This is a genomic window from Amycolatopsis orientalis DSM 40040 = KCTC 9412 (assembly GCF_000478275.1).
GTDB lineage: Bacteria > Actinomycetota > Actinomycetes > Mycobacteriales > Pseudonocardiaceae > Amycolatopsis > Amycolatopsis orientalis.
In genome coordinates this window covers 133,195-156,224 of record NZ_ASJB01000061.1, presented here as the reverse complement: position 1 = coordinate 156,224, position 23,030 = coordinate 133,195, and the positions used below count along the sequence as shown (strand labels likewise).

The following is a 23,030-nucleotide window of genomic DNA, read 5'->3' as shown; positions in this document are numbered from 1 at the left end:
TGGGGAAAGAACCTGTCGTATGCCGGGATCGGTACCGGGTCAGCGTTCCTGAGTCACGAAGTGCTGGCGAGAGCGAACGGCAGAACGGCGCGGGCCCCGGCCTGACGCAGCAGGCGCGCCGACAGTGTCATGGTCCAGCCGGTGTCGATCAGATCGTCGACCAATAGGATCGGGCCCTCGGCCGCGGCGACCCCGGCCGCGAGGTCGTCGGGAAGGCTGAGCCGCTTCCACAGATCGGCCAGCCGCTGCGCGCTGTTCGCCTGACGCGGGGGCGGCCCCGCCGAAGCGAGGGTGCCGAGATACTCCAGCCGTCCGATCGAGGCCAGCTTCGTCGCCAGACTGTGGACCAGCCGGGGACGGGTGGCCGACGGGATCTCCACCACCGCGACCGGGCGTTCCGCCCACTGCCAGCCCTTGAGAACCTCGATACAGGCATGGAAGACCGGATCGGGAAGCTCCACGTCGGTAGCCGACGGGCCGACGAGTTCGCGCAGCCGCGTACCCCACCCGACGTCGGTCACCCGGCCGACGACCTGGCCGGTTTCCGCCTGCTCACCCGCCGGCAGCCGTCCGGCGAGCGGGACTTCCAGCCCCGCCATCCCGGTCGGCCACATCTTCCGGGGCGCGACCTCGACCCCGGGACGGCGCAGACGTTGCCGGGTGGCGTCGACGACGTCCTCGGAAACCGTGGTGTCCCAATGCTTCCCGGTGCAGTTGTCACAGCGTCCGCAGGGTGTCGCTTCGGGGTCGTCCAGCTGCTTTCGCAGATATTCCATCCGGCAGCCGGTGGTTTCGAGATAGGCGAGCATCGCGTTCTGTTCATTGGTCCGCGCCGCGCTCACCCGGGCGTAGCGCTCCCTGTCGTAGGTCCACTCTTCGCCGGTGCCTTCCCAGCCGCCCTTCACCCGGCGTACGGCGCCGTCGACGTCCAGCACCTTGAGGACCATCTCCAGCCGGGACCGGGACAACTCGACGTACGGTTCGAGCGCGGGTGTCGACAGTGGACGGTCCGCGTACGCCAGCGCGTTGAGTACCTGGGTCACCCGCAGTTCGTCCGGGAACGCCAGCGAGCCGAAGTACGCCCAGATGTCCTTGTCCTCGTGACCGGGCAGCAGGATCACTTCGGCGCGGTCGACGCCACGTCCGGCACGGCCGACCTGCTGGTAGTACGCGATCGGCGAGGACGGGGCGCCGAGGTGGACGACGAAACCCAGATCCGGCTTGTCGAAGCCCATGCCCAGGGCCGAGGTGGCCACCAGCGCCTTGACGTTGTTGTTCAGCAGATCGTCTTCGGCCGCCTGCCGGTCCGCCGGATCGGTCTTCCCGGTGTAGGCGGCGACCGGGTATCCGCGCTCGGTCAGCAAACCCGCGACGTCGTGCGCGGCCGCGACGGTGAGCGTGTAGATGATCCCGGACCCCGGCAGTTCCTCCAGGTGTTCGGCCAGCCAGGCGAGCCGGGCCTGCGAGGTCGGCAGCTTGGCCACCGACAGGTGGAGGCTTTCGCGGTCCAGGGGGCCGCGGAGGACGAGGGTGCCGCCGCCGTTGCCGATGCCCAGCTGTTCGGCGACATCGGTGGCCACCCGGTCGTTCGCGGTCGCGGTGGTGGCGAGCACCGGCACGCCCTCGGGCAGATCCTTCAGCAGCGTCCGCAGCCGCCGGTAGTCCGGCCGGAAGTCGTGGCCCCAGTCCGAGATGCAGTGCGCCTCGTCGACCACGAGCAGACCGGCGCTCGCGGTCAGTTTCGGCAGGACGGTGTCGCGGAAGTCGGGGTTGTTGAGCCGTTCCGGGCTGACCAGGAGGACGTCGACCTCGCCCGCCGCGATCGCGGCCTGCACCTGGTCCCATTCCTGTGGGTTCGCGGAGTTCATCGTCGCGGCGTGGATACCCGCCCGCGCCGCCGCGGAGATCTGGTTGCGCATCAGCGCGAGCAGCGGCGAGATGATCACCGTCGGGCCGTCGCCGCGTTCCCGCAGCAGAGCGGTGGCCAGGAAGTACACCGCCGATTTCCCCCATCCGGTGCGCTGCACGACGAGGGCGCGACGGCGGTGGGCGACCAGCGCCTCGATGGCCGTCCACTGGTCGTCGCGCAGCCGGGCGCCATCGCCCGCCAATGCCCGGAGGAGGGTCTCGGCGCGTTCCCGGAGAGTCGATGTGTCCACGTCCCCACCTCTACCCCATGCCACCGACGAAGGCGCGATCGGCGTGTCCATCCATGCCCCCGCCGCCACCCTCAACGGAGGCGCTTCGCGCCCAACTTGGCTTCACAACGGACCGTTCATCCATGGAACGGACTGCAATGTGACCTAGATCACCACTCGTCGGTGGGTCCGGCGACCCGAGCGGGGAGCCGGTGGCGGTGTATAGGCTCACGACCCATGTCACCACGCCGGATCGGGGTCATGGGCGGCACCTTCGACCCCGTGCACCACGGGCACCTCGTCGCGGCCAGCGAGGTTCAGTCCCGGTTCGCGCTCGACGAGGTCATCTTCGTGCCCACCGGTCAGCCGTGGCAGAAGTCCGACCGGGTGGTCACCCGGGCCGAGGACCGGTACCTGATGACCGTGATCGCGACGGCGTCCAACCCCGTCTTCTCGGTCAGCCGCGTCGACATCGATCGCGTCGGGCAGACCTACACCGTCGACACCCTGCGCGACCTGCGCGCGGAATATCCCGACGACCAGCTGTTCTTCATCACCGGCGCGGACGCGCTCGAACAGATCCTCACCTGGCGCAACGCCGACGAGCTGTTCGATCTGGCGCATTTCATCGGCGTCACCAGGCCGGGTTACCGGCTCAATTCGCAGCATCTGCCGAGCGGGAAGGTGAGCCTGGTCGAGGTGACCGCGATGGCGATCTCGTCCACCGCCTGCCGCGAACGGGTCGAGGGCGGGGAACCCGTCTGGTACCTCGTCCCCGACGGTGTGGTGCGCTACATCGCCAAAAAGGACCTCTATCGCAAAGACCGGGGAGCGTGACCGGGTACCCTCGTCGGGCGCACCCGCGAGTAAAGCCATCTGTTTGAGGAGAACTGTGACAGCCACGTCCGAGGCACGAGAGCTGGCCGTAGCGGCCGCCCATGCGGCGGCGGACAAGAAGGCGAGCGACGTGGTCGTGCTGGACGTGTCCGACCAGCTGGTGATCACCGACGCCTTCGTCATCGCGTCCGCGCCCAACGAGCGCCAGGTCGGCGCGATCGTCGACAACGTCGAGGAGCAGCTGCGCCTCAACGGGCACAAGCCGGTCCGCCGGGAAGGCGCCCGCGAGGGCCGCTGGGTCCTGCTGGACTACGTCGACGTCGTCATCCACGTCCAGCACCAGGAGGAGCGCTCCTTCTACGGTCTCGAGCGGCTCTGGAAGGACTGCCCGCGGATCGAGGTCGACGGTCTGGCCGTGCCGGCCGACGGTGACCCAGCCGAGGAGGACCCCGCCGACGCGCAAGGCGCCTCGTGAGTCCGCGGCGGCTGGTGCTCTGGCGCCACGGCGAGACCGACTACAACGCGGCGGGCCGGATGCAGGGGCATCTGGACTCCGCGTTGACGCCGGTCGGCTGGAACCAGGCCCGGTTCGCCGTCCCCGCGCTCGCCCGGTTCTCCCCGGACCTGGTGATCGCCTCGGATCTGCGCCGCGCGACCGACACGGCCACCGTGCTCACGGAGGCCATCGGCGTCCCGCTGCGGATCGACAAGCGCCTTCGGGAAACCCACCTCGGTGAATGGCAGGGTTTCACCGGCAAGCAGGTCGACGAGGCCTACCCCGGCGAACGTGCCCACTGGCGGGTCGACGCCACCTGGGCGCCGCCCGGCGGCGAATCACGGGTGGACGTCGCCGCACGTGCCCTGGAGGTCGTCGCGGATCTGGACCGGCCCAACGCCGACGCCGGTGACACCGTGCTCCTGGCCACGCACGGCGGCCTGATCATCGCGCTGACCGCGAAGCTGCTCGGTCTGCCGGTGCCGTCCTGGCCCGCGCTGGGCGGGATCGCGAACTGCCACTGGGTCGAGCTGACCCGGCGTGACGGGAACTGGCGCCTGGCCGCCTACAACGCGGGAATCACCGGCTGACCCATGGCCCCGCGCCTGCTCGTGTTCGGCGATTCCCTCAGCTTCCACGGCCCGGACGGCCCGCTCGCGGCCGACGACGCGCGCCTGTGGCCCAATATCGCCGCCGAGGCACTCGGCGGTGGCGCGGACCTCGTCGCCGGATTCGGCTGGACGGCCCGTGACGCCTGGTGGTCCCTGATCGGGGATCCACGGGTCTGGGCCGATCTCCATCATGTCGACGCCGTCGTGCTGGCCGTCGGGAGCATGGACACCCTGCCCTCGCCGTTGCCCACCTATCTGCGCACCGGCCTGCGTTATCTGCGGCCCGACCCGCTGCGGCGGGTGGTGCGCAAGACATACCTGGCCGCGCAGCCCCGGCTCGCGATCGCCCTGCGAGGGCGTCCCGTCGTCCTGCCCGCGAAGCTGACCGTCCAGTACCTCGACACCGCTGTCGGAGCCTTGCGGGTGCTGCGGCCGGAACTGCCGATCTTCGGCATCCTGCCCTCCGTCCACCGGTCCGACGCCTACGGGCGCGTGCACACCGCCCGCGCCGGCGCGGCCGCCGCCATCGCGGCCTGGGGGCGTCGCGCGGACGTCCCGCTGCTGGATCTCGAAGCCGTCGTCGGCGACCACGTGCTGAGCGGCCGGGGGAATCCGGACGGGATGCACTGGGGCTGGGAAGGACATGCCGCCGTCGGCGCGGAGATGGCCCGACTGATGGCTCCGGTGCTGCGCCCCGCGGCAACGTAGGCTGACTGGCGTGTCGGTCGCCGTAGTCACGGATTCCACTGCCCATCTACCGGAAGGCTTCGCCGAACGGAACGGGATCCGGGTGGTCCCGCTGCATGTGCTCGTCGACGGCGTCGTCTTCCTCGACGGCGTCGAAATGGGTCCGGCGGCCTTGGCCGAAGCGCTCGGTAAACGCAGCTTGGTGACGACGTCCCGGCCGACGCCCGCCGAATTCGTCAAGGAGTTCCGCGCCGCGCTGGCCGAGGGCGCGGACGCCGTCGTGTCGGTCCACCTGTCCAGGGAGCTGTCCGGGACCTGGGAGGCGGCGGTGCTCGCGGCCCAGGAGGTCGGACCGGACAGGGTGCGCGTGGTCGATTCGCGCAGCACCGCGATGGGGCTCGGCTTCGCGGCCCTGCGGGCGGCGAGCGCCGCCGCGGCCGGGGCCGATCCGGTGGAGGTGGAAGCGGCGGCGGTCGACGCGGTGAGCCGTTCGGAGACCCTGTTCGCCGTCGAGACCCTCGAATACCTGCGCCGCGGCGGGCGGATCGGCCCGGCGGCGGCCCTGCTCGGCACGGCGCTCGCGGTGAAACCCGTGCTCCACATGTCCGAAGGCAGAATCCAGCCGCTGGAAAAGGTGCGGACGATGAACCGCGCGGTGGCGCGGCTGGTCGAACTCGCCGTGATGGCGGCCGACGGCGGCCGCGCCGACATCGCCGTCCACCACCTGGCCTCACCGGAACGCGCCGTCGAACTGGCCAACCGGCTGGAGGAGTCCATCACCTGCCCGGAGGGGTGTGTGGTGTCGGAGCTCGGCGCCGTCATCGGGGCCCACACCGGCCCCGGCGTGCGCGGTGTGGTGATCCAGCGGGCGGGTCAGCGGGCCTGACCAGCCGCCCGGTCCTGCCCGCTGACGTTCGGGCTCGATCAGCGGAACCCGCCAGCATCCCATACGGCACCGACGGAAACCGGCGATCCGGTCCCGGCCGGGGCCAGGTTGTCCACAACACCCCACTTGTCCACAGCCTCGGGATTCACCCCTTCCCGCCCGCCGCCCCCGCTCCGTAGCGTCGTTCACGTGTTCGACCGAACCGCCCGTCCACCGGGCTCCTCCGCCAACGCCAGGCTGGCGTGGCTGGCCGCGCAGCTGTCGCCACCCACCCGGGGCCTCCCCGCGGACAGGCTCGTACGCCGCTGGGTGCCCGCCCGGTTCACGGCGGACGGGATCCCGGTGAAACGGCGGTGGCTCGCCGTGGCGGCCGTGCTGATCGCGGTGGCCGTGATCGTGACCGGCGCGGTCGCCCTGTTCGGACACCGGCCAGGGGCGGAGCCCCCACCGCCCCTGCCGTCGGCAAAGGCCGCCGGAGACGCCCCCGCCGCGGCGGTCAAGGCGCCTTTGGTGGTCAGCGTCGTCGGCCGGGTACGCAATCCCGGCCTGGTCACGATCCCTCCGGGCGCACGGGTCGCCGATGCCCTCACGGCGGCCGGTGGGGCATCGCCCGGAACGGATCTGACCGGGCTGAACCTGGCCCGGCGGCTCACCGACGGCGAGCAAGTGGCCGTCGGTGTCCCGGGACCGGCCGCGGCCGGTCCCGGGACACCACCCGGAAAGCTCGACCTGAACACGGCCACGGCCGAGCAACTCGACACCCTGCCCGGGGTCGGCGAGGTGATGGCGAAACGCATCGTCGACTGGCGGTCCGGGCACGGTGGGTTCACCACGGTCGAGCAACTCCGCGAAGTAGAAGGGATCGGCGAAAGCAAGTTCAAGAAGGTCCGGGAACTGGTGTCCGTCGGATGAACCCGTCCGCCGATCCGTCCGAAGTGGACACCGCGTCGTGGCGAGGGCAGGACCTGCGGCTGATACCGGCCGCGGCGACGGCCTGGCTCGGCACCCTTTCCGGGCTGCTCGGCGGCTGGTGGATCACGATGCTCTGCGGTGGCGCCGCCGCGGTGCTCGCGATCATCGCCGGCGTCCGTGCCCGCCGGACGGCGTCCCGGTGGGTGGCGGGCCTGGGTGCGCTCGCGGTTCTGGGCGTACTCACGGCCGGTCCGGTGGCGTTGCGGATCAGGGCCGCCGAACAGGACGACCTCCGTGCCGCCGCCGCACGGGGGAGTGACGCCACCGTGAGAATGGTGGTCACCGAGCGGCCACGTCCGGTCCGCGGTGCCGGATACGCCGATCGCCGGGCAGGCACCCGCCTGGTGGTCATCGCCGCGACGGTGGACGCCGTGGTGGCTGAGGAGCGAGCGGTGGATTCGGACGGCCGAATCCTCCTGCTCGCTCCGGCCGAGGGGTGGACGGACCTGCTGCCCGGGCAGCAGGTCACCGCCTCCGGGCGGCTCGCCCCGGCCAAGGGGGCCGAACTGACGGTCGCGGTCCTCTCGGTGCGGGGCCCGCCGTCGGCCCTCGGGCAGGCGCCCTGGTGGCAGCGAGCCGCGGAATCGCTGCGCGCCGGGCTCCGGGAACTGTGCGCCGTCCTCCCGGAGGAGCAGGCCGGTCTCGTGCCCGGACTGGTCGTGGGGGACACCAGCGCACTGGCCCCGCGGGTCGAGCGGGAGTTCACGGACTCCGGCATGTCCCATCTGATGGCCGTGAGCGGTGGCAACGTGGCGATCGTCTGCGGCTCGATCCTTCTCCTGCTGAGGGCACTCCGGATCGGGCCGCGGACGTCAGCCGCCGTGGCCGCGGCGGGGCTCGCCGGGTTCGTGGTCCTCGCCGGGCCCGCGCCCAGCGTGCTCCGTGCCGGGGTGATGGGGGCGGTCGGCTTGCTGGCGCTCGCGCTGGGGCGCCGGGGCTCGGCGCTGCCCGCGCTGGGCTTCGCGGTGGCCCTGCTCGTCGTGGCCGATCCCGCGATGGCCGCCGACTTCGGGTTCGCGCTGTCGGTGCTGGCCACGGCCGGGCTGGTCCTGCTGGCTCCGCGGTGGGCCGAGTGGCTGGCCGGACGTGGGGTGCCGTCCGGCTACGCCCAGGGCCTGGCCGTCCCCGTGGCCGCGTTCGTGATGACGGCACCGGTCATCGCGGGTATGGCGGGCTCGGTCAGTCTCGTCTCGATCATCACCAATGTGCTCGCCGCACCGGTGGTCGCCCCGGCCACCGTGTTCGGCGTGCTGGCCACCGTCATCGGACCGTGGTGGCCGTCGGCGGGCAGGTCGCTGGTCCGCCTGACCGAACCCGAGGCGAGCTGGCTCATCACCGTGGCCCGTCACGGCGCCCGAGCGCCGGGAGCGGTCGTGGGGTGGCCGGGCGGCTGGTGGGGCGGGCTCTTGGCGGCCTGCCTGCTCGTCGTGCTGCTCGTCGTCATCCGGCTGCGGCACGCCAGGATCCTGCTGGCGATCGCCTTGGCGGGCGGGCTCCTCGTCTTCGTGCCGGTGCGGGTGCTCGCCCCCGCGTGGCCACCGGCGTCGTGGAGCGCCGTCGCCTGCGACGTCGGACAAGGCGATGCCGTGGTCCTCGCCACGGCCGAGCCGGGGAGGGCGGTCCTGGTGGACACCGGGCCGGAACCGGGGCCGGTCGACGATTGCCTGCGCAGGCTCGGCGTGGAGCGGGTCCCGCTGATCGTGCTGAGCCATCTGCACGCCGACCACATCGGCGGCCTCGAATCCGTCTTCGAGGGCCGGTCGGTCGGCGCGGTCGCCGTCGGCCCGGGCCGCGCGCCGGCCTGGGCGTGGCGACAGGTCGCCGAGGAGACCGCGCGCCGCGGGATTCCCTTGCTGGAGCTGGGTATCGGGCAACGGCTGGAATGGCCAGGGCTGTCACTGGACGTGCTGGGCCCGCGGTACGTCACGAAGCGATCGGTCCGCGAACAGGACGGCACGGTGATCAACAACGGTTCGGTCGTCCTGCGCGCCGGGACACCGGCGGGGCGGGTGCTGCTGACCGGCGACGTCGAACTCGCCGCGCAGGCCGACCTGCTGGCCGAAGGGATCGATCTGCGTGCCGAGGTCTTGAAGGTGCCGCACCACGGAAGTCGTTACACGGCACCGGATTTCCTCAACGCCGTCGCGCCGAGGGCGGGATTGGTGAGCGTCGGCGCCGGGAATCCCTACGGTCATCCCAACAAGTCCACATTGGACAATCTGGCGGCCGTAGGCGCCTCGATCGCCAGGACGGACACGGACGGCGACACCGCTGTCGTCACCGACGCGCGAGGCCTCGCCCTGCAACGCCGGGGTGAGCCCCGCGGCCCGCCTCGTTCCTGAGACGGGCCGGCGGGACTCAGATGCCGAGTGCGTCGCGGACAGCGTCGGCCGAGGCGCTCACGGTGGCCTTCGGACCGACCTTGTCCTCGATCGCGTCGAGGGTCTTGAGGCCGTCTCCGGTGATCAGCAGCACGATCTCGGCGTCCGGGTCGAGCTTGCCGGTCTCGATCAGCTTCTTGGCCGTCGCCACGGTGACCCCGCCGGCGGTCTCGGTGAAGATGCCTTCGGTGCGGGCGAGCAGCCGGATGCCTTCGACGACCTCTTCGTCGGTGACGTCTTCGATCGCTCCACCGGTGCGGTTGACCACGTCGAGGACGTACGGGCCGTCGGCCGGGTTGCCGATCGCCAGCGACCGGGCGATGGTGTCCGGCTTGACCGGCTGGACGACGTCGTGGCCCGCGCGGAACGCGGCCGAGACGGGGGAGCAGCCGGTGGCCTGCGCGCCGAACACCTTGTACGGGGTTTCCTCGACGAGGCCGAGCTGACCGAACTCGCGGAAACCCTTGTCCACCTTGGTGAGCTGGGAACCGGAGGCGATCGGCACCACGATCTGCGGCGGAAGGCGCCAGCCGAGCTGCTCGGCGACCTCGAAGGCCAGCGTCTTGGAGCCTTCCGAGTAGTAGGGCCGGACGTTCACGTTCACGAACGCCCAGCTCTCCTGCTCGGCGGCGAGCTGGGTGGCGAGCCGGTTCACGTCGTCGTAGTTGCCGTCGACCGCGATCAGATCGCCGTCGTAAACGGCGGTCGTGAGGATCTTGGCGCGTTCCAGGGTCTTCGGGATCAGCACGACCGACCGCCAGCCGGCGCGGGCCGCGGCGGCGGCGACCGCGTTGGCCAGGTTGCCGGTCGACGGACAGGCGAGCACCTCGAACCCGAACTCGCGTGCGGCCGCCAGTGCGACCGCGACCACGCGGTCCTTGAACGAGTGGGTGGGGTTGCCGGTGTCGTCCTTGACCCAGATCTTCTTGACACCCAACGCTTTCGCGAGCCTGTCGGCCTGGACGAGGCGGGTGGCGCCGGGTTCGGTGTTGGGGATCTCTTCGACGTTCGAGGGAACGGGAAGGAGTTTCTTGTAGCGCCAGATGTTCTTCGGCCCGGCTTCGATGTCCTCGCGGCGCACACGGCCGAAGTCGTAGGCGACCTCGAGCGGTGAGAAGTCCTCGGCGGAAACGAATTCCGGGGCGAGCGGCTGCCGGTGTCCCTCTTCCTTCGACACCAGTTCGACGGCCGGTCCGAGATCCGGGGTCTTGGTGGTGGAGGTCGTGCCGAGGGTTGCGGTCATCGCGAGGTCCTTTCCTCATCTGCCCCGCCGAGGCGGGCCGGAATTGGCACCGTGTTCGTCAGCTACCCCGCGATCGCGGGATGACAGGCTGACGCCGGTTGCCGGGGCTTCATCGGGCCGTTCCCTCTGCCCCTCTGGATGAGCGGTATTCGATTGTCGGCACGCGCATGATCGCGTCGCCTCGCCAACACCGTACGACATGGGGCCGGAGTCCGGCCACCGTGCCCGGAACACATCACCGGACAAAGCACACGAGAGGACGAGTGGGAGGATCGTCCCCGTGACGACGCAAGCTTCCGCCCCATCGCCGCTGGTCCTGGTTCTCGGTGAGGAAGAGCTGCTGATCGAACGCGCGGTCCGCGCCGCTTCGGACGCGGCCAAAGCGGCCGACCCGACGGCGGACCTCACCCGGATCCGGGTGTCGGACCTCACAGTTCCCGCACTCGCGGAGATGGTCAGCCCCTCGCTGTTCGCCGAGGGCAGGGTCATCGTCCTCGAATCCGCGCACGACATCTCGCAGGAGCTCGCCGACGGGGTGATGGCCTACGTCAAGGCGCCCGCCGAGGGCATCGTGCTCGTCGTCGTACACAGCGGAGGCGGCCGGAGCAAGGCCGCCAAGGCGCTTCCCTCGGCCCTGAAGAAGGCCGGGGCGGAGGTCGTCGAGTGCCTGAAGCTGACCAAGCCCGCCGAGCGGGAATCCTTCGTCCGGAACGAGGTCCGGCGGGTGGGCGGGAAGATCGACGGCGCGGCCGTGCTCGCGCTGATCGATGCCGTCGGCTCGGATCTGCGTGAGCTGTCCTCGGCCGCGACACAGCTCGTGGCGGACGCCGGGGGAACGGTGGACGAGCAGGCGGTCCGCCGCTACCACCGGGGTCGCGCGGACGTGAACGGGTTCGCCGTCGCGGAGAAGGCCGTCGCCGGTGACAAGGCGGCGGCGCTGGAGTCACTGCGCTGGGCGATGCAGCTGGGTGTCCCGCACGTGCTGGTCGCGGACGCCCTCGCCGACGCCGTCCGGACGATCGCGCGGGTGTCCGGCGCCGGGCGCGGGAACCCGAACCAGATGGCGGGCGAGCTGGGGATGCCGCCGTGGAAGGTACGCAAGGCGCAGGGGCAGGCGCGCGGCTGGGGTCAGGACGGGCTCGCCACCGCGATGCGGATCGTCGCCCGGCTCAACGCCGAGGTCAAGGGGGTCGCGGCCGACCCGGAGTACGCGCTGCAACGCGCTGTCCTGGAGGTCGTCGACGCGCACGGCACCGGCCGCTGAACATGACGAAGGGCCCCGGCGACTCGCGTCACCGGGGCCCTTCGCAAGGCGAATCAGAGAGAGTTCGCGCGCTTCGCGAGCGCGGACTTCTTGTTGGCGGCCTGGTTGGCGTGGAGAACGCCCTTGGTCACGGCCTTGTCCAGCTTCTTGGCCGCGTCCTTCTGCAGCTCCAGGGCCTTGGCCTTGTCGCCGGAGTCGGCGGCCTCACGGAACTTGCGGATCGCGGTCTTCACCGAGGACCGGATCGCCTGGTTGCGCTGACGCGCCTTCTCGTTGGTGGTGATGCGCTTGATCTGCGACTTGATGTTGGCCACGGGGGCGCTCCTTCTGGATCTCTCGGTGGTTTCACCGCCGCGCTGTGACCGGCCCTGCGCGCTCGGAAGCGGCGCGGGTTTCCTCCATGACGGAATGCCACACGGCGGTGAAGGGCCAGCTTAACAGCCGTCCCGGGGCCGATCGCGGCCGCCTCCGGACGTGCGATTGCGGTACGGTGAAGATCGCAGTGCCTAGGGTTCCGCCGCTTGCCCGCTCAGCGAAGCACACAATCAGGGCAGGCGGGTCAGGTCCGAGCGGCACCATCGGCGGAGCCGGAAGCGCCGCCGTTCATCTGACGGGACAAAAGCCTGGAGGACCGGGTTTTCCGCATGCGCGGGAAACATGAAAGGTCCACAGTGAACGCCACCGCTCTGTCCTTGGTCCTCGCCGCCGCCGTCATCCACGCCGGCTGGAACCTGGCCGCCAAGCGGATCCGCCGCGGCGGAGCCCGGTTCGTCTGGGCCTACTACAGCCTCTCCGCGGTCATGCTCATCCCCGTCATGGTGATCGCGCTGGCCGTGGAGCCACAGCATCCACAGTGGACTTGGCTGCTCGCCTCGGCGGTCACGGCGGTGTTGCACGTCACCTACGGCGTCGTCCTCCAGCGGGGGTACGCCGTCGGCGACCTGTCCGTCGTGTACCCCCTCGCGCGCGGTACCGGCCCGCTGATCTCGGTTCTCGCGGCCGTGGTGCTGCTCGGTGAGCGGCCGGGTCCGCTCGGCCTGGTGGGGGCCTTCCTCGTGGTCGGCGGGGTACTGGTCATCGGTACCGGGCGCACTCCGGCGCACGCCGACGCGGCGGACCACGCCGCACGACGCAAGGGCGTGGCGTACGGGCTGCTGACCGGGCTCACGATCGCCGCCTACACGCTGTGGGACGCGCATTCGGTCACCGGTCTCGGCGTGCCCCCGATCGTCTACTTCGGATCGGGGGCGATCGTGCAGAGCCTGCTGATGGCTCCGTACGCGCTGAAGGACCGCGAAGAGGTCTCGTGGCTCTGGCGCGAGCACAAGCGCGAAATCATCCTCGTCGGCGTGCTCTCCCCAGTCGCCTACCTGCTGGTCCTCTACGCCCTCCAGATCGCTCCCGTGAGCCTCGTCGCACCCGCGAGGGAGCTGAGCATCGTCCTGGGCGGGCTGGCCGCCTGGCTGGTGCTGAGGGAGGCCAACGCCGTCCGCAGGCTGCTGGGTTCGGTGGTGGTGCTGGCCGGCATCACCGCGATTGCGATGGCGTGAACGCATCCGGTAGGGATTGAGCCATGGACGTGCTGAGCAGCAGGGTGCTGATCCACCCGAAGGATCCCGACGTGTCGACGGCGTTCTATCGGGACACCCTGGGCCTGGCGATCGACAAGGAGTTCCCCGGCGGGACGGTGTTCTTCGCCGGGAACGGGTCGATCGAGATCGTCGGAACCGGGGAGACCGGTCCGACGCCTGACGTCGCCTTGTGGCTTCAGGTCCGGGATCTGCCCGCGGCGCTCGAGGAACTCGCCGCGAAGGGACTGGAACCGGTCCGCGAAGCGCGCCGTGAACCGTGGGGCCTGGACGAGGCGTGGATCGCCGACCCGGACGGCACCAGGATCGTGCTGGTCGAGGTGCCGCGTGAGCATCCCTTGCGCACCGACCCACGTTAGGCCGTGGGGTTGCCCGCGTGGGGTTTGACCGCGCGGAGCTGAGCGGCCAGGGACGCGCCGAACCCGGGCGGATCCCAGGTCCAGGTCTGGAGGTCGGTGAAGCCGGCCGCGGCCGCTTCGTCAGCCAGTTCGTGCCGGGACACCGGCAGCCACTTCTCGTGCGACGACAGCAACAGCCTGCCGCCGGGCCGCAGTACACGGAACAGCTCGGCGAACCCGGCCGCCCGGTCCTCCCACAGCTGCACGTTGTTGACGCTCAGGACCACGTCGACGCTCTCGTCCGGCTCACCCGTGGAGTCCGCCGTGCCACGGCGCAGCTCCACCTGGTCGCCGCACCGGCGGCGGGAGCGGGCGAGCATCTCCTCCGACGGGTCGACACCGATGGCGCGACCGGCGCGTTCGGCGGCGGCCTGCAGGCCGACACCCGGGCCGGGGCCCACGACGAGGGCGGTTTCCCCGGATTCGATCGACGCCAATTCGACGACACGAAGTTCGGTGGCGGCGTTGCCGTGCGCCATCGCCAGGCCACCGAACCGGCCGAGCAGTCCTCTGGGATGGCCGAACGTGCGATCGAGCATTTCGGTCAGTGATGAACTCATACTTCGAGGGCACCACAGCTCGCCAAGGCTCGCATCGGGGATGACCCCCACTCCCACCCGGAGCGGCATGGGAGCATAGAGCTGGCACACCCCGACCTTCGCGAGGAAACCCGTTGACGACGTTCGCCGACACCACGTTCACGCCCCCGGAGCTCATCCGGAACTTCTGCATCATCGCGCACATCGACCACGGCAAGTCGACCCTGGCCGACCGGATGCTGCAGCTCACCGGCGTGGTCGAGGAGCGGGCGATGCGCGCGCAGTACCTCGACCGGATGGACATCGAGCGGGAACGCGGCATCACGATCAAGGCGCAGAACGTACGGCTGCCCTGGAAGGTCGATGGTCAGGACCACGTCCTGCACATGATCGACACCCCTGGGCACGTCGACTTCACGTACGAGGTCTCTCGCGCGCTTGAGGCGTGCGAAGGAGCCGTTCTGCTGGTCGACGCCGCCCAGGGCATCGAGGCGCAGACGCTGGCCAACCTGTACCTCGCGCTGGAGAACAACCTCCAGATCATCCCGGTGCTCAACAAGATCGACCTGCCGTCGGCCGATCCGGACAAGTACGCGGCCGAGATCGCGCACATCATCGGCTGCGAGCCCTCGGACGTGCTGCGGGTGTCCGCCAAGACCGGCGTCGGAGTCGGCGACCTGCTCGACGCGGTGGTGAAGCAGGTGCCCGCGCCGCAGGGTGACGCCGACGCCCCGGCACGGGCGATGATCTTCGACTCGGTGTACGACACCTACCGGGGCGTCGTGACCTACATCAGGGTCGTCGACGGCAAGATCACGCCGCGTGAGCGCATCAAGATGATGTCCACCGGCGCCACGCACGAACTCCTCGAGGTCGGGATCATCTCGCCGGAGCCCAAGGCCAGCAAGGGGCTGGGTGTCGGCGAGGTGGGTTACCTCATCACCGGGGTGAAGGACGTCCGGCAGTCGAAGGTCGGTGACACCGTCACCTCCGAGCGCCAGGGCGCGAAGGAGCCGCTCGCCGGTTACCGCGAGCCGAAGCCGATGGTCTACTCCGGGCTCTACCCGGTGGACGGTTCGGACTACCCGGACCTGCGCGAGGCCCTGGACAAGCTCCAGCTCAACGACGCCGCGCTCGACTACGAGCCCGAGACGTCGGTGGCGCTCGGCTTCGGCTTCCGCTGCGGTTTCCTCGGCCTGCTGCACCTGGAGATCACCCGTGACCGCCTGGAGCGCGAGTTCGGTCTCGACCTGATCTCCACCGCGCCGAACGTGGTCTACGACGTGGTGCTGGACGACGGCAAGGAAATCCACGTCACCAACCCCTCGGACTGGCCGACCGGGAACAAGATCGACAAGGTGCTCGAACCGGTCAGCAAGGTGAGCATCCTGGCGCCGTCGGAGTTCATCGGCACGATCATGGAGCTGTGCCAGAACAAGCGCGGTCAGTTGCTCGGGATGGACTACCTGTCCGAGGACAGGGTCGAACTGCGGTACAACCTGCCGCTCGGCGAGATCATCTTCGACTTCTTCGACACGCTGAAGTCGCGTACGCGTGGCTACGCCTCGCTGGACTACGAAGAGGCGGGTACGCAGGCGGCGGACCTGGTCAAGGTGGACATCCTGCTGCAGGGCGAAGGTGTCGACGCGTTTTCCGCGATCGTGCACAAGGACGACGCCTACAACTACGGCAACCGCATGGTGAACCGGCTCCGTGAGCTGATCCCGCGGCAGAACTTCGAGGTGCCGATCCAGGCCGCCATCGGCGCCCGCATCATCGCCCGCGAGACCATTCGCGCGATCCGCAAGGACGTGCTCGCGAAGTGTTACGGCGGTGACATCTCGCGTAAGCGCAAGCTGCTGGAGAAGCAGAAGGAAGGCAAGAAGCGGATGAAGACCGTCGGCCGGGTCGAGGTCCCGCAAGAGGCCTTCGTCGCCGCACTGTCCACAGAGGACAACACCAAGAAGAAGTAGACGGCACACGGAAAAGGCCGCCCGACGCGTTTCCGGGCGGCCTTTTCCGTGTCAGCGATTCCCGGTGACGCGGTTCGCGGTGACGAAGACCGCGACGCGGCGTTCGGCGGCCATCACGCGGTCGTATTCGTCCCAGTCGTCGTGGGTCCCCGTCGCCGCGATGAAGACGTCGCGCAGCAGCCGGGGGAGACCGGCCGGATCGAAATCCGGGTCCGGGTCGTCGGGGCCGATGAGGTGGACTCCGCCCTGGACCGCCGTCCATTCCCAGCCGCGGCGGAAGGTGATCGTGGCGTGGCCCGCGCGGCGGAACAGCGCCAGTTTCTTCGCCCCGCCGATCGCGACGAAGGCGACTCCCGGCGCCTTCGTGACCGGGTCTTCGATCACCCCGGCATTCACCACCGACGAGTGCACGGTGCCGTCCGCGCGGACCGTCGAGACGGTCGCGAGTCCGTTTTCACGCAAGGAAAGAGTGCGGACGAGTTCGAGGTCTGCGGCCATGGATCCACCGTAGCCCGCCCGGCCCGGTGAAGGGGCCGAGCGGGCTGGTGGCGATCAGCAGGTGCCGTTGTCGCGCCAGACGCCCCATTGGCCGCCCGCGCCCGGTTCCTCGCCCTGTGTCCACCACTGCGCGGTCCATTTGTGCCCGTTGTGGGAGACGGTCGCCCCGCCGGTGTAGACGGCGGCGCGGTCCCACGCCGGGAGCGAGCAGGTGCCGGGGTTGCCGGACCCGGTCTCCCAGGGCACCTGGCCCGACGCGTAGTAGCCGATACCCTGCGCCTGCCAGCGCGGAGCCTGGGCGCCGAGGCGCGTCCGGAAGGCGTTCCAATCGTGCGTCGACCACGGCGACCAGCCGAGTTCGGCGTGTGCCGGGAGCCTCGGGAAGGCGAGGTAGTCGATGTTCGCCGGGGTCACCACGGTTTCGGTCCACAGCGGGGATTCGACGCCGCGAACGGCGGACTCGGGCACACCGGAGAGGTAGGCGCCCGGGTTCCAGTTGTAGGCGTCCTGGACCTCGATGTAGCCCGCCCACGAGAGCCCGATCGGCGTGCTGGAGTTGTACTTCATGTCCAGGTACGCCTTGTTCGCCGGCGACAGGATCACCTTGCTGCCGCGGGCGACCGCGTTCGAGACCTCCGTGCTGGACGTCGTCGTCCCCCAGAACTGCGGGGTCGCCGTCGCGGGCAGGGTCGCCTTGCCGATCTCGTGCCAGCCGACGACCTGCTTCCCTGCGGCCGCCACCATGGGCAGCACGCGGTTCATGAAAGTGCGGTAGTCCGCGTCGCTGGTGGCCTGGGCCTCGTCACCGCCGAGGTGGAAGTACGGCCCTGGCGTCAGCGCCGCGATCTCCCGGATGACGTCGTTGACGAAGGTGTAGGTGATCTCCTTCGAGATGCAGAGCGAGCTGTAGCCGACCGCGGTGTCGGTGCGCAGCGGGGGAGCGGTGTTGTTGCAGTTCAGCTCCGCGTAGGAGGCCTGGGCGGCGTTGGTGTGCCCCGGCATGTCGATCTCCGGGATGACCGTGATGAACCGTGAAGCCGCGTAGTTCACGATCTCGGTGTACTGCGCCTTCGTGTAGTAGCCACCGGCGCCGCCACCGACCTGGGTGCTGCCGCCATAGGTGGCCAGTCGCGGCCAGCTGTCGATCTGGATCCGCCAGCCCTGGTCGTCGGCCAGATGCAGGTGCAGGTTGTTGATCTTGTACTGCGCCAGCTGGTCGAGGTACCGCTTGACCGTCGCGACCGGATGGAAGTGCCGGGCGACGTCGAGCATCGCGCCGCGGTAGCCGAAGCGCGGGTAGTCCAGGATGTCGGCGCCCGGGATCGGCCAGGGGCCCGCCTGCACCGTGGGGCTTTCGATCTTGCCGGGCAGCAACTGCCGCAGCGTCTGGACGCCACCGAAGAGACCTTGCGCGGTCGTCGCGCGCAGGACGACCGAAGCCGACCTCGAACTCAGTTGGTAACCCTGGTCGCCGACACTGGGGCTGGCACCGGACAGCAGAAGTGAGATGCCATCGGTGGGGGTGCCCGATGGCGCGTCCGAAACGGGCAGGGCGAAGCCGGTGGACTTGCGCAGGACGTCGGCGAGGTGATCGCCGACCGCCTTGGCGGGTGCCGAACCGGCCTGGGTGTAGATCTTCGTGTTCGCGGTCAGGGCGTGATCGGAGCCGGCGACGGCTTGGGCCGAGACCGGCGCGGGGACGATCGCCTGCAGCGGCGGGGTGGCCGCGCCGGCGACGGGGGCGGCCGCGGTGGTGACGCCGGCGAGCAGCGCCACCCCGACGAAGGCGCGGCCCAGCCGTGCTTTCCAGTTGTTCACCAGGGCCTCCTGGGGGACGGGAGAGACGTGACGCGCGTCACGACCGGTCCGATCGTCGCATTTCCGCCGACAAAGGTCTAGACCACCAGGGAGGAACCTTGACGTGACTCGCAGGTCACATTCCGTGTCGTGGTGAGAGGACTATCGTCGGAAGCGTGTTCGAAGACCTGCGTTTCCCGGTGATCGCGGCTCCCATGGCCGGCGGGCCGACCACTCCCGAACTCGTGGCCGCGGTGACCGCGGCGGGTGGCTTCGGCTTCCTGGCCGGGGGCTATCTGAGCGCCGACGCCCTCGCGGACCGGATCGCCAAGACGGCCGAACTCACGGGTGAGCCGTTCGGGGTGAATCTCTTCGTCCCGGGTGGCGCCGCCGAGGCCGACCTCGGCGGCCATATCGAGCGCTGGCGTGCGGAAGCCGAGCGTTACGGCGTCGAACCCGGTGAGCCACGCTGGGATGACGACGCCTACACCGCGAAGCTCGAGGTCGTGCTGGAGCGGAAGGTGCCGGTCGTTTCTTTCACCTTCGGCGTTCCCTCGCCGGAGGACGTCGGGCGCCTGCATGCCAACGGGAGCGAAGTGGCCGTCACGGTCACCAGCCCGGAGGAAGCCGAAAGGGCTATAGCGGTCGGCGCGGACGCTCTCGTGCTCCAGGGCTTCGAGGCCGGAGCGCATCGAGGGCTCTTCGCTGACGAACCCGAGGCCGAAGGCGGGGGACCGCAGTACGGCGTGCTCAGCCTGCTTCGCTTGGTTTCGGCGCGCACGGACTTGCCGCTCGTCGCCACCGGTGGTCTCGTGCACGGCGCCGACATCGCGGCGGTGCTGGCGGCGGGTGCGGTCGCGGCTCAGCTGGGCACCGCGTTCCTGAGGGCGGACGAAGCCGGGACACAGCCCGCGCACCGGCTGGCGCTGGCGGACGGAGGCAGGCCGACGGCGTTCACCAGGGTGTTCAGCGGTCGTCCCGCGCGCTCCCTGGTCAACCGCGCGGTCACGGACTTCTCGGCCACGGCGCCGTCGGCGTATCCGGAGGTCAACAATCTGACCAAACCGATCCGCGCGGCGGCGGGCAAGGCGGGGGACGCGGAGATCATGTCCCTCTACGCCGGGCAGACCTACGAACTCGCGGGCTCCGGCCCGGCGGCGTCGATCGTCGAACGCCTCCAGGCCGAAGCCCGCGAAGCCGCTACGCGGTTGAGTCGTCTTCGCTGACCTGCTTCGCGTCGCCGCTGTTCGCGTTCATCGCCGAGTGACGGCGGCTGTAGGCGAAGTAGATGACCAGGCCGATGGCGAACCAGATCGCGAACCGCAGCCAGGTCTCCGGGTCCAGGAACGTGATCAGCCAGATCGAGAAGACGACGCCGATGATCGGCACGACCGGCATGCCCGGGGTCTTGAAGGACCGCGGCAGGTCGGGCTGCTTGTAGCGCAGCACGATCACGGCGACGCAGACGACCACGAACGCGAGCAGGATGCCGATGTTGGTCAGTTCGGCGGCTTCGCCGATGGGCAGCAGACCCGCGATGAGCGCCGACGCGATGCCGAGCACCCAAGTCATCCGGCTCGGCACCTTGCGCACCGGGTGGGTCTTGCCGAACCACTTGGGCAGCAGACCGTCGCGGCTCATCGAGTAGCCGACGCGGCTCGCACCCATGAGGAAGGTGAACAGCACCGTGGTGATGCCGATGATCGCACCGACCGCGATGATCAGGCCGAGCCACTTCATCCCGATACCCGCGAAGGCACTGGAGAAGGCGGCTTCGCTGTCGATGTCCTTGTAGTTGACCATGCCGGTCAGGACCAGGCAGGCCAGCACGTAGAGCACCATCGAAATGGCGAGTGAGTAGATGATCGCCTTCGGCATGTGCTTCTGGGAGTCGGTGGATTCCTCGGCCGCGGTGGACATGGCGTCGTAGCCGAAGACCGCGAAGAACACCGTCGCCGCGCCCGTGAAGGCACCGCTGAGACCGAACGGGAAGAAGTTCGAGTAGTTGTCGGTGTTGATGTGGAACACGCCGACGACGATCACCAGCAGGACCAGCGCGACCTTCAGGTAGACCAGCAGCGTCTCGAACCGGGCCGCGTTCTTCATACCCTGGTTGAGGATGAAGGCGATCAGCAGGCACAGCAGCACGGCGAACAGGTTGATCTTGTACGAGCCGGACGCGACGTCGCCCTTCTCGGTGCCCGGAGCGCCCAGCATCCACAACGGAAGCTTGATGTCGAGATAGCCCAGTAACTCGTTGAAGTAGCCGGAGATGCCGATCGCGACCACCGCCACGATCGCGGTGTACTCGAGCAGGAGGTCCCAGCCGATGAACCAGCCGACGATCTCGCCCAGCACGGTGTAGCCATAGGTGTAGGCGGATCCGGCACGGGGGATCAGCCCGGCGAACTCGGCGTAGGAGAACGCGGCCGCCGCGCTGGCGATCCCCGCGATGAGGAACGAGATGAGCACGGCGGGGCCGGCCTTCTCGTTCGCGACCGCACCGGCCAGGGAGAAGATCCCCGCGCCGATGATGCCGCCGACGCCGATCGCGGTCAGTTGGCGGAGCCCCAGCGTGCGGTGCAGCCCGCCGCCGTTGTCACCGAGTTCTTGGATCTGATCGATCGGTTTGCGTCGGAATATCCCGGTTCCCGAGCCCAGACTGCGCGGTGCGGACATCGTCGTCTCCCAACAGGTTGTGCCTTCGGACTGGGTCACAGTCCGAGTGGGAGACTAAGCTGCGTCCTCCGAGTGGGTGAACAGGGTGCCCCATTTCGGGGGCTGTTCGTGCACTATGCGTCGCTGGTTTGCCTCGGTTTGTGAGCGTGACTTTCTTTCGCGCGCTGAGTCAGCGCGACCGCCAAGGAGACGAGAACGACGCCCGCGATCTCCCAGCCGGTGAGGAACCGTCCGAAGAACGCCCAGTCCAGCAACGCGGTGACCGGTGGAACGCAGTAGAACAAGCTGGTCACCTTGGTGGCTTCACCTTTGCCGATCATCAAGTACAGCAGCGCGGTCGCTCCGACGGACACGACCAGGACCATCCACCCCACTGCGGCGACGAGCTCGAAATTCGCCTGCGCGCTCACGGTTCCTGTGGTGAGGGCGACAAGGGCGTAGACGACGGCACTGATGGTGCTTTGCAGAGCAAGGGAGGCCCACACCCCGACGCCGACCGTGCGAGCCTGCACCAGCGTTCCCGCCGTGATGCCGATCAGTGCCGCGATGGAGAACACCACGCCCAGCACGCTGCCGACCTCACTCAGGTCGATTCCCGACGCGGAGGTGACCACGACCCCGGCGAAGCCCAGCGCCAGACCCGCGTACAGGGTGGGGTCGTAGCCGGGGCGGGTCAAGATCGCGGTGAGGACCGGTTGGAAGCCGACCAGCACCGCGACCACTCCCGCCGGTGCCCCCGTCCCCAATGCCAGGAAGAAGAATCCCTGGTAAAACACCTGAAGTAGGAGTGCGACAGCGATCAAGCGTGCCCACTGTCCCCGGCGAGCGGGCAGTCGATCACGCACGACCAGCCACACCAGCCAGGAGATCGCGGCCGCGCCGACGGCGCGTAACAGGAGAAACGTCACCACCGAGGAGTGCTCGAGGCCGTACAGCACGGCGATCGCGCCGCTGGCCCACATGAGCACGAACGCTATCGGCGCGCCGACCTTGAGCCGGCTGACACGGGATGGGGATGCGACTTCGGGCATCGGTGGCCGGTTCTTCCGCTTGGGTGGGGAGACCCGGGAAAACGGGTCTCCCCACTTCGAGGTGGGTCAGGCGACTGCGAGGAGCCGCTCACCGAGGGCGCGCTGACCGATCATGTAGTCGCGTACCCCCTCCGCTCTCGCTACCAATGTCGCGTCGTCGGCCAGGTGGCAGGCTTCGATGAACCATGTATAGGTCTCGGCGGCAGGCACGTCGTACCGGTAATGCACCCGCGACATCAAGAACAAGATGTCTTTGAAGTTGTCCTTGTCGATGACCTCGCCGAGTCGGACGAGCTTGTTGCGATGTTCGTCGGTGAACGGCTTCCTGGCCACGATATCTGGCTTCAAAGCGGGCTGATAGAACGATTTTTCGGAGAATATTTGATCTTCCGTGAAGGGTCCGTCGAAAGCGAAGTCGACGCACAAGGACTGCCTGCTGTTCGAGGAGAAATTGACCGCAGAATGCGGGGCGGCGGCGTCGAGGTACCAGATCTCGCCCGGACGCATGTGGATAACGGTGTCGTCATCGGAATGGAAGGCGGATTCGTTGTCTTCGAGGACCATGAACGTGCGGAAGTACTGGTCGTTGTCCTTGTCCAGCTCGATGAAGTCCCGGTGCGGGATGACCATGGCGTCCACCAGGTTGCGGGCTCGAGCCATCTTGACGATGTTCGGGTCGAAAACCGTTCGGATCAGTTCGTCCAGGTAAGGTGCTTTGGTGGCGTGCGCTGTCGGCTTCGCCGCTCCCTGGATGTCCCGATACATGGTGTCGTCCGCCTCGCCGCTGGAGTTCCAGAGCGAAAGGTTCTTCCAGTATCCGGAGCTGAATTCGTCGTACTCTTCCTCGACACGTGGAATCGCGGCCAGTGCTTCAAGGTCCTGTTGAAGTCTGACCCTGTCCAGTTCGACTTTGCCCACGATATGAGAGCGCACCGATTTCCTCCCGGTAAGTTCGTACTTTTCGGACTTGTGCGCGGCGACTTCATCGCACAGCTGTCTGAGTGCGATTTC

Annotated in this window: 21 protein-coding genes and 1 riboswitch; of the genes, 12 read left to right on the top strand and 9 right to left on the bottom strand. The window is 69.1% G+C overall.

The annotated features are described in order from the left end of the window. Positions 1–53: 53 nt before the first annotated feature. The gene (locus L324_RS20340) at positions 54–2,159 is read right to left on the bottom strand and encodes a RecQ family ATP-dependent DNA helicase (protein WP_037310662.1); all 2,106 of its coding nucleotides are present in this window, start codon (positions 2,157–2,159) and stop codon (positions 54–56) included. Positions 2,160–2,375: 216 nt separating this feature from the next. On the opposite strand from L324_RS20340, the gene nadD reads away from it, so the two are divergent. From nadD to L324_RS20305, 7 genes are all read left to right on the top strand, one after another. Beyond that, positions 2,376–2,975 carry a nicotinate-nucleotide adenylyltransferase gene (gene nadD, locus L324_RS20335; RefSeq protein WP_081736408.1) on the top strand — a complete coding sequence of 200 codons (600 nt, stop codon included), beginning with the start codon at positions 2,376–2,378 and terminating at the stop codon, positions 2,973–2,975. Between the two features lie 55 nt (positions 2,976–3,030). Continuing rightward, a complete protein-coding gene (gene rsfS / locus L324_RS20330; protein ID WP_037310658.1) occupies positions 3,031–3,450 on the top strand; it encodes a ribosome silencing factor in 420 nt (139 codons plus the stop codon). Next, entirely contained in the window at positions 3,447–4,061 is a 615-nt protein-coding gene (locus L324_RS20325; RefSeq protein WP_037310656.1) for a histidine phosphatase family protein, read from the top strand. The genes rsfS and L324_RS20325 overlap by 4 nt, the downstream gene beginning before the upstream one ends. 3 nt (positions 4,062–4,064) lie before the next feature. Further along, complete coding sequence (octT, locus tag L324_RS20320; protein ID WP_037310654.1) at positions 4,065–4,790, top strand: diglucosylglycerate octanoyltransferase; 726 nt, start codon at positions 4,065–4,067, stop codon at positions 4,788–4,790. Between the two features lie 10 nt (positions 4,791–4,800). Then, positions 4,801–5,655 (top strand): DegV family protein, encoded by an 855-nt coding sequence (locus L324_RS20315; protein WP_037310652.1) that lies wholly within the window; start codon positions 4,801–4,803, stop codon positions 5,653–5,655. Positions 5,656–5,844: 189 nt separating this feature from the next. Continuing rightward, positions 5,845–6,567, top strand: a complete 723-nt coding sequence (locus L324_RS20310) for a ComEA family DNA-binding protein (RefSeq protein ID WP_037310650.1) — start codon at positions 5,845–5,847, stop codon at positions 6,565–6,567. After that, positions 6,564–8,969 (top strand): ComEC/Rec2 family competence protein, encoded by a 2,406-nt coding sequence (locus L324_RS20305; RefSeq protein WP_037310648.1) that lies wholly within the window; start codon positions 6,564–6,566, stop codon positions 8,967–8,969. Before L324_RS20310 ends, L324_RS20305 begins: the two co-directional genes overlap by 4 nt. A gap of 16 nt (positions 8,970–8,985) precedes the next feature. Here the strand turns inward: L324_RS20305 and thrC are convergent, their stop codons facing one another. Continuing rightward, positions 8,986–10,251, bottom strand: coding sequence for a threonine synthase (gene thrC, locus L324_RS20300; protein WP_037310646.1), 1,266 nt, complete (start codon positions 10,249–10,251; stop codon positions 8,986–8,988). Positions 10,252–10,263: 12 nt separating this feature from the next. Beyond that, a riboswitch (SAM riboswitch) is annotated at positions 10,264–10,396 on the bottom strand. A gap of 135 nt (positions 10,397–10,531) precedes the next feature. On the opposite strand from thrC, the gene holA reads away from it, so the two are divergent. Continuing rightward, positions 10,532–11,515: a DNA polymerase III subunit delta gene (gene holA, locus L324_RS20295; protein WP_037310644.1), complete on the top strand. Its 984-nt coding sequence runs from the start codon at positions 10,532–10,534 to the stop codon at positions 11,513–11,515. Positions 11,516–11,568: 53 nt separating this feature from the next. Here holA and rpsT read toward each other — a convergent pair whose 3' ends face one another. Further along, on the bottom strand, positions 11,569–11,829 hold the full coding sequence (gene rpsT / locus L324_RS20290; protein WP_037310642.1) for a 30S ribosomal protein S20: 261 nt from the start codon (positions 11,827–11,829) through the stop codon (positions 11,569–11,571). Positions 11,830–12,159: 330 nt separating this feature from the next. On the opposite strand from rpsT, the gene L324_RS20285 reads away from it, so the two are divergent. Together L324_RS20285 and L324_RS20280 are read left to right on the top strand one after the other, a co-directional pair. Next, positions 12,160–13,065: an EamA family transporter gene (locus L324_RS20285; protein WP_037310641.1), complete on the top strand. Its 906-nt coding sequence runs from the start codon at positions 12,160–12,162 to the stop codon at positions 13,063–13,065. A 23-nt stretch (positions 13,066–13,088) separates the two neighbouring features. Continuing rightward, positions 13,089–13,463, top strand: coding sequence for a VOC family protein (locus tag L324_RS20280; protein WP_037310639.1), 375 nt, complete (start codon positions 13,089–13,091; stop codon positions 13,461–13,463). Here the strand turns inward: L324_RS20280 and L324_RS20275 are convergent. Next, the gene (locus L324_RS20275; protein WP_037310636.1) at positions 13,460–14,062 is read right to left on the bottom strand and encodes a class I SAM-dependent methyltransferase; all 603 of its coding nucleotides are present in this window, start codon (positions 14,060–14,062) and stop codon (positions 13,460–13,462) included. The two genes, L324_RS20280 and L324_RS20275, sit on opposite strands and share 4 nt — an antisense overlap. Before the next feature lie 113 nt (positions 14,063–14,175). Between L324_RS20275 and lepA the strand changes: the two genes are divergently transcribed. Further along, positions 14,176–16,014, top strand: coding sequence for a translation elongation factor 4 (gene lepA, locus L324_RS20270; RefSeq protein WP_037310633.1), 1,839 nt, complete (start codon positions 14,176–14,178; stop codon positions 16,012–16,014). A gap of 51 nt (positions 16,015–16,065) precedes the next feature. Here lepA and L324_RS20265 read toward each other — a convergent pair whose 3' ends face one another. Together L324_RS20265 and L324_RS20260 are read right to left on the bottom strand one after the other, a co-directional pair. After that, positions 16,066–16,512, bottom strand: coding sequence for a pyridoxamine 5'-phosphate oxidase family protein (locus tag L324_RS20265; protein ID WP_037310631.1), 447 nt, complete (start codon positions 16,510–16,512; stop codon positions 16,066–16,068). A gap of 54 nt (positions 16,513–16,566) precedes the next feature. Continuing rightward, positions 16,567–18,330 (bottom strand): beta-N-acetylhexosaminidase, encoded by a 1,764-nt coding sequence (locus L324_RS20260; RefSeq protein ID WP_037310628.1) that lies wholly within the window; start codon positions 18,328–18,330, stop codon positions 16,567–16,569. Positions 18,331–18,485: 155 nt separating this feature from the next. Between L324_RS20260 and L324_RS20255 the strand changes: the two genes are divergently transcribed. After that, positions 18,486–19,535, top strand: a complete 1,050-nt coding sequence (locus L324_RS20255; RefSeq protein WP_037310626.1) for a nitronate monooxygenase — start codon at positions 18,486–18,488, stop codon at positions 19,533–19,535. Here the strand turns inward: L324_RS20255 and L324_RS20250 are convergent. The 3 genes from L324_RS20250 to L324_RS20240 form a co-directional block, all read right to left on the bottom strand. After that, complete coding sequence (locus tag L324_RS20250; protein ID WP_037310624.1) at positions 19,510–20,988, bottom strand: amino acid permease; 1,479 nt, start codon at positions 20,986–20,988, stop codon at positions 19,510–19,512. The two genes, L324_RS20255 and L324_RS20250, sit on opposite strands and share 26 nt — an antisense overlap. A 113-nt stretch (positions 20,989–21,101) precedes the next feature. Next, complete coding sequence (locus L324_RS20245; protein ID WP_051173994.1) at positions 21,102–22,019, bottom strand: DMT family transporter; 918 nt, start codon at positions 22,017–22,019, stop codon at positions 21,102–21,104. A gap of 66 nt (positions 22,020–22,085) precedes the next feature. Beyond that, on the bottom strand, positions 22,086–22,937 hold the full coding sequence (locus L324_RS20240; protein WP_235783590.1) for an aspartyl/asparaginyl beta-hydroxylase domain-containing protein: 852 nt from the start codon (positions 22,935–22,937) through the stop codon (positions 22,086–22,088). Positions 22,938–23,030: the final 93 nt, after the last annotated feature.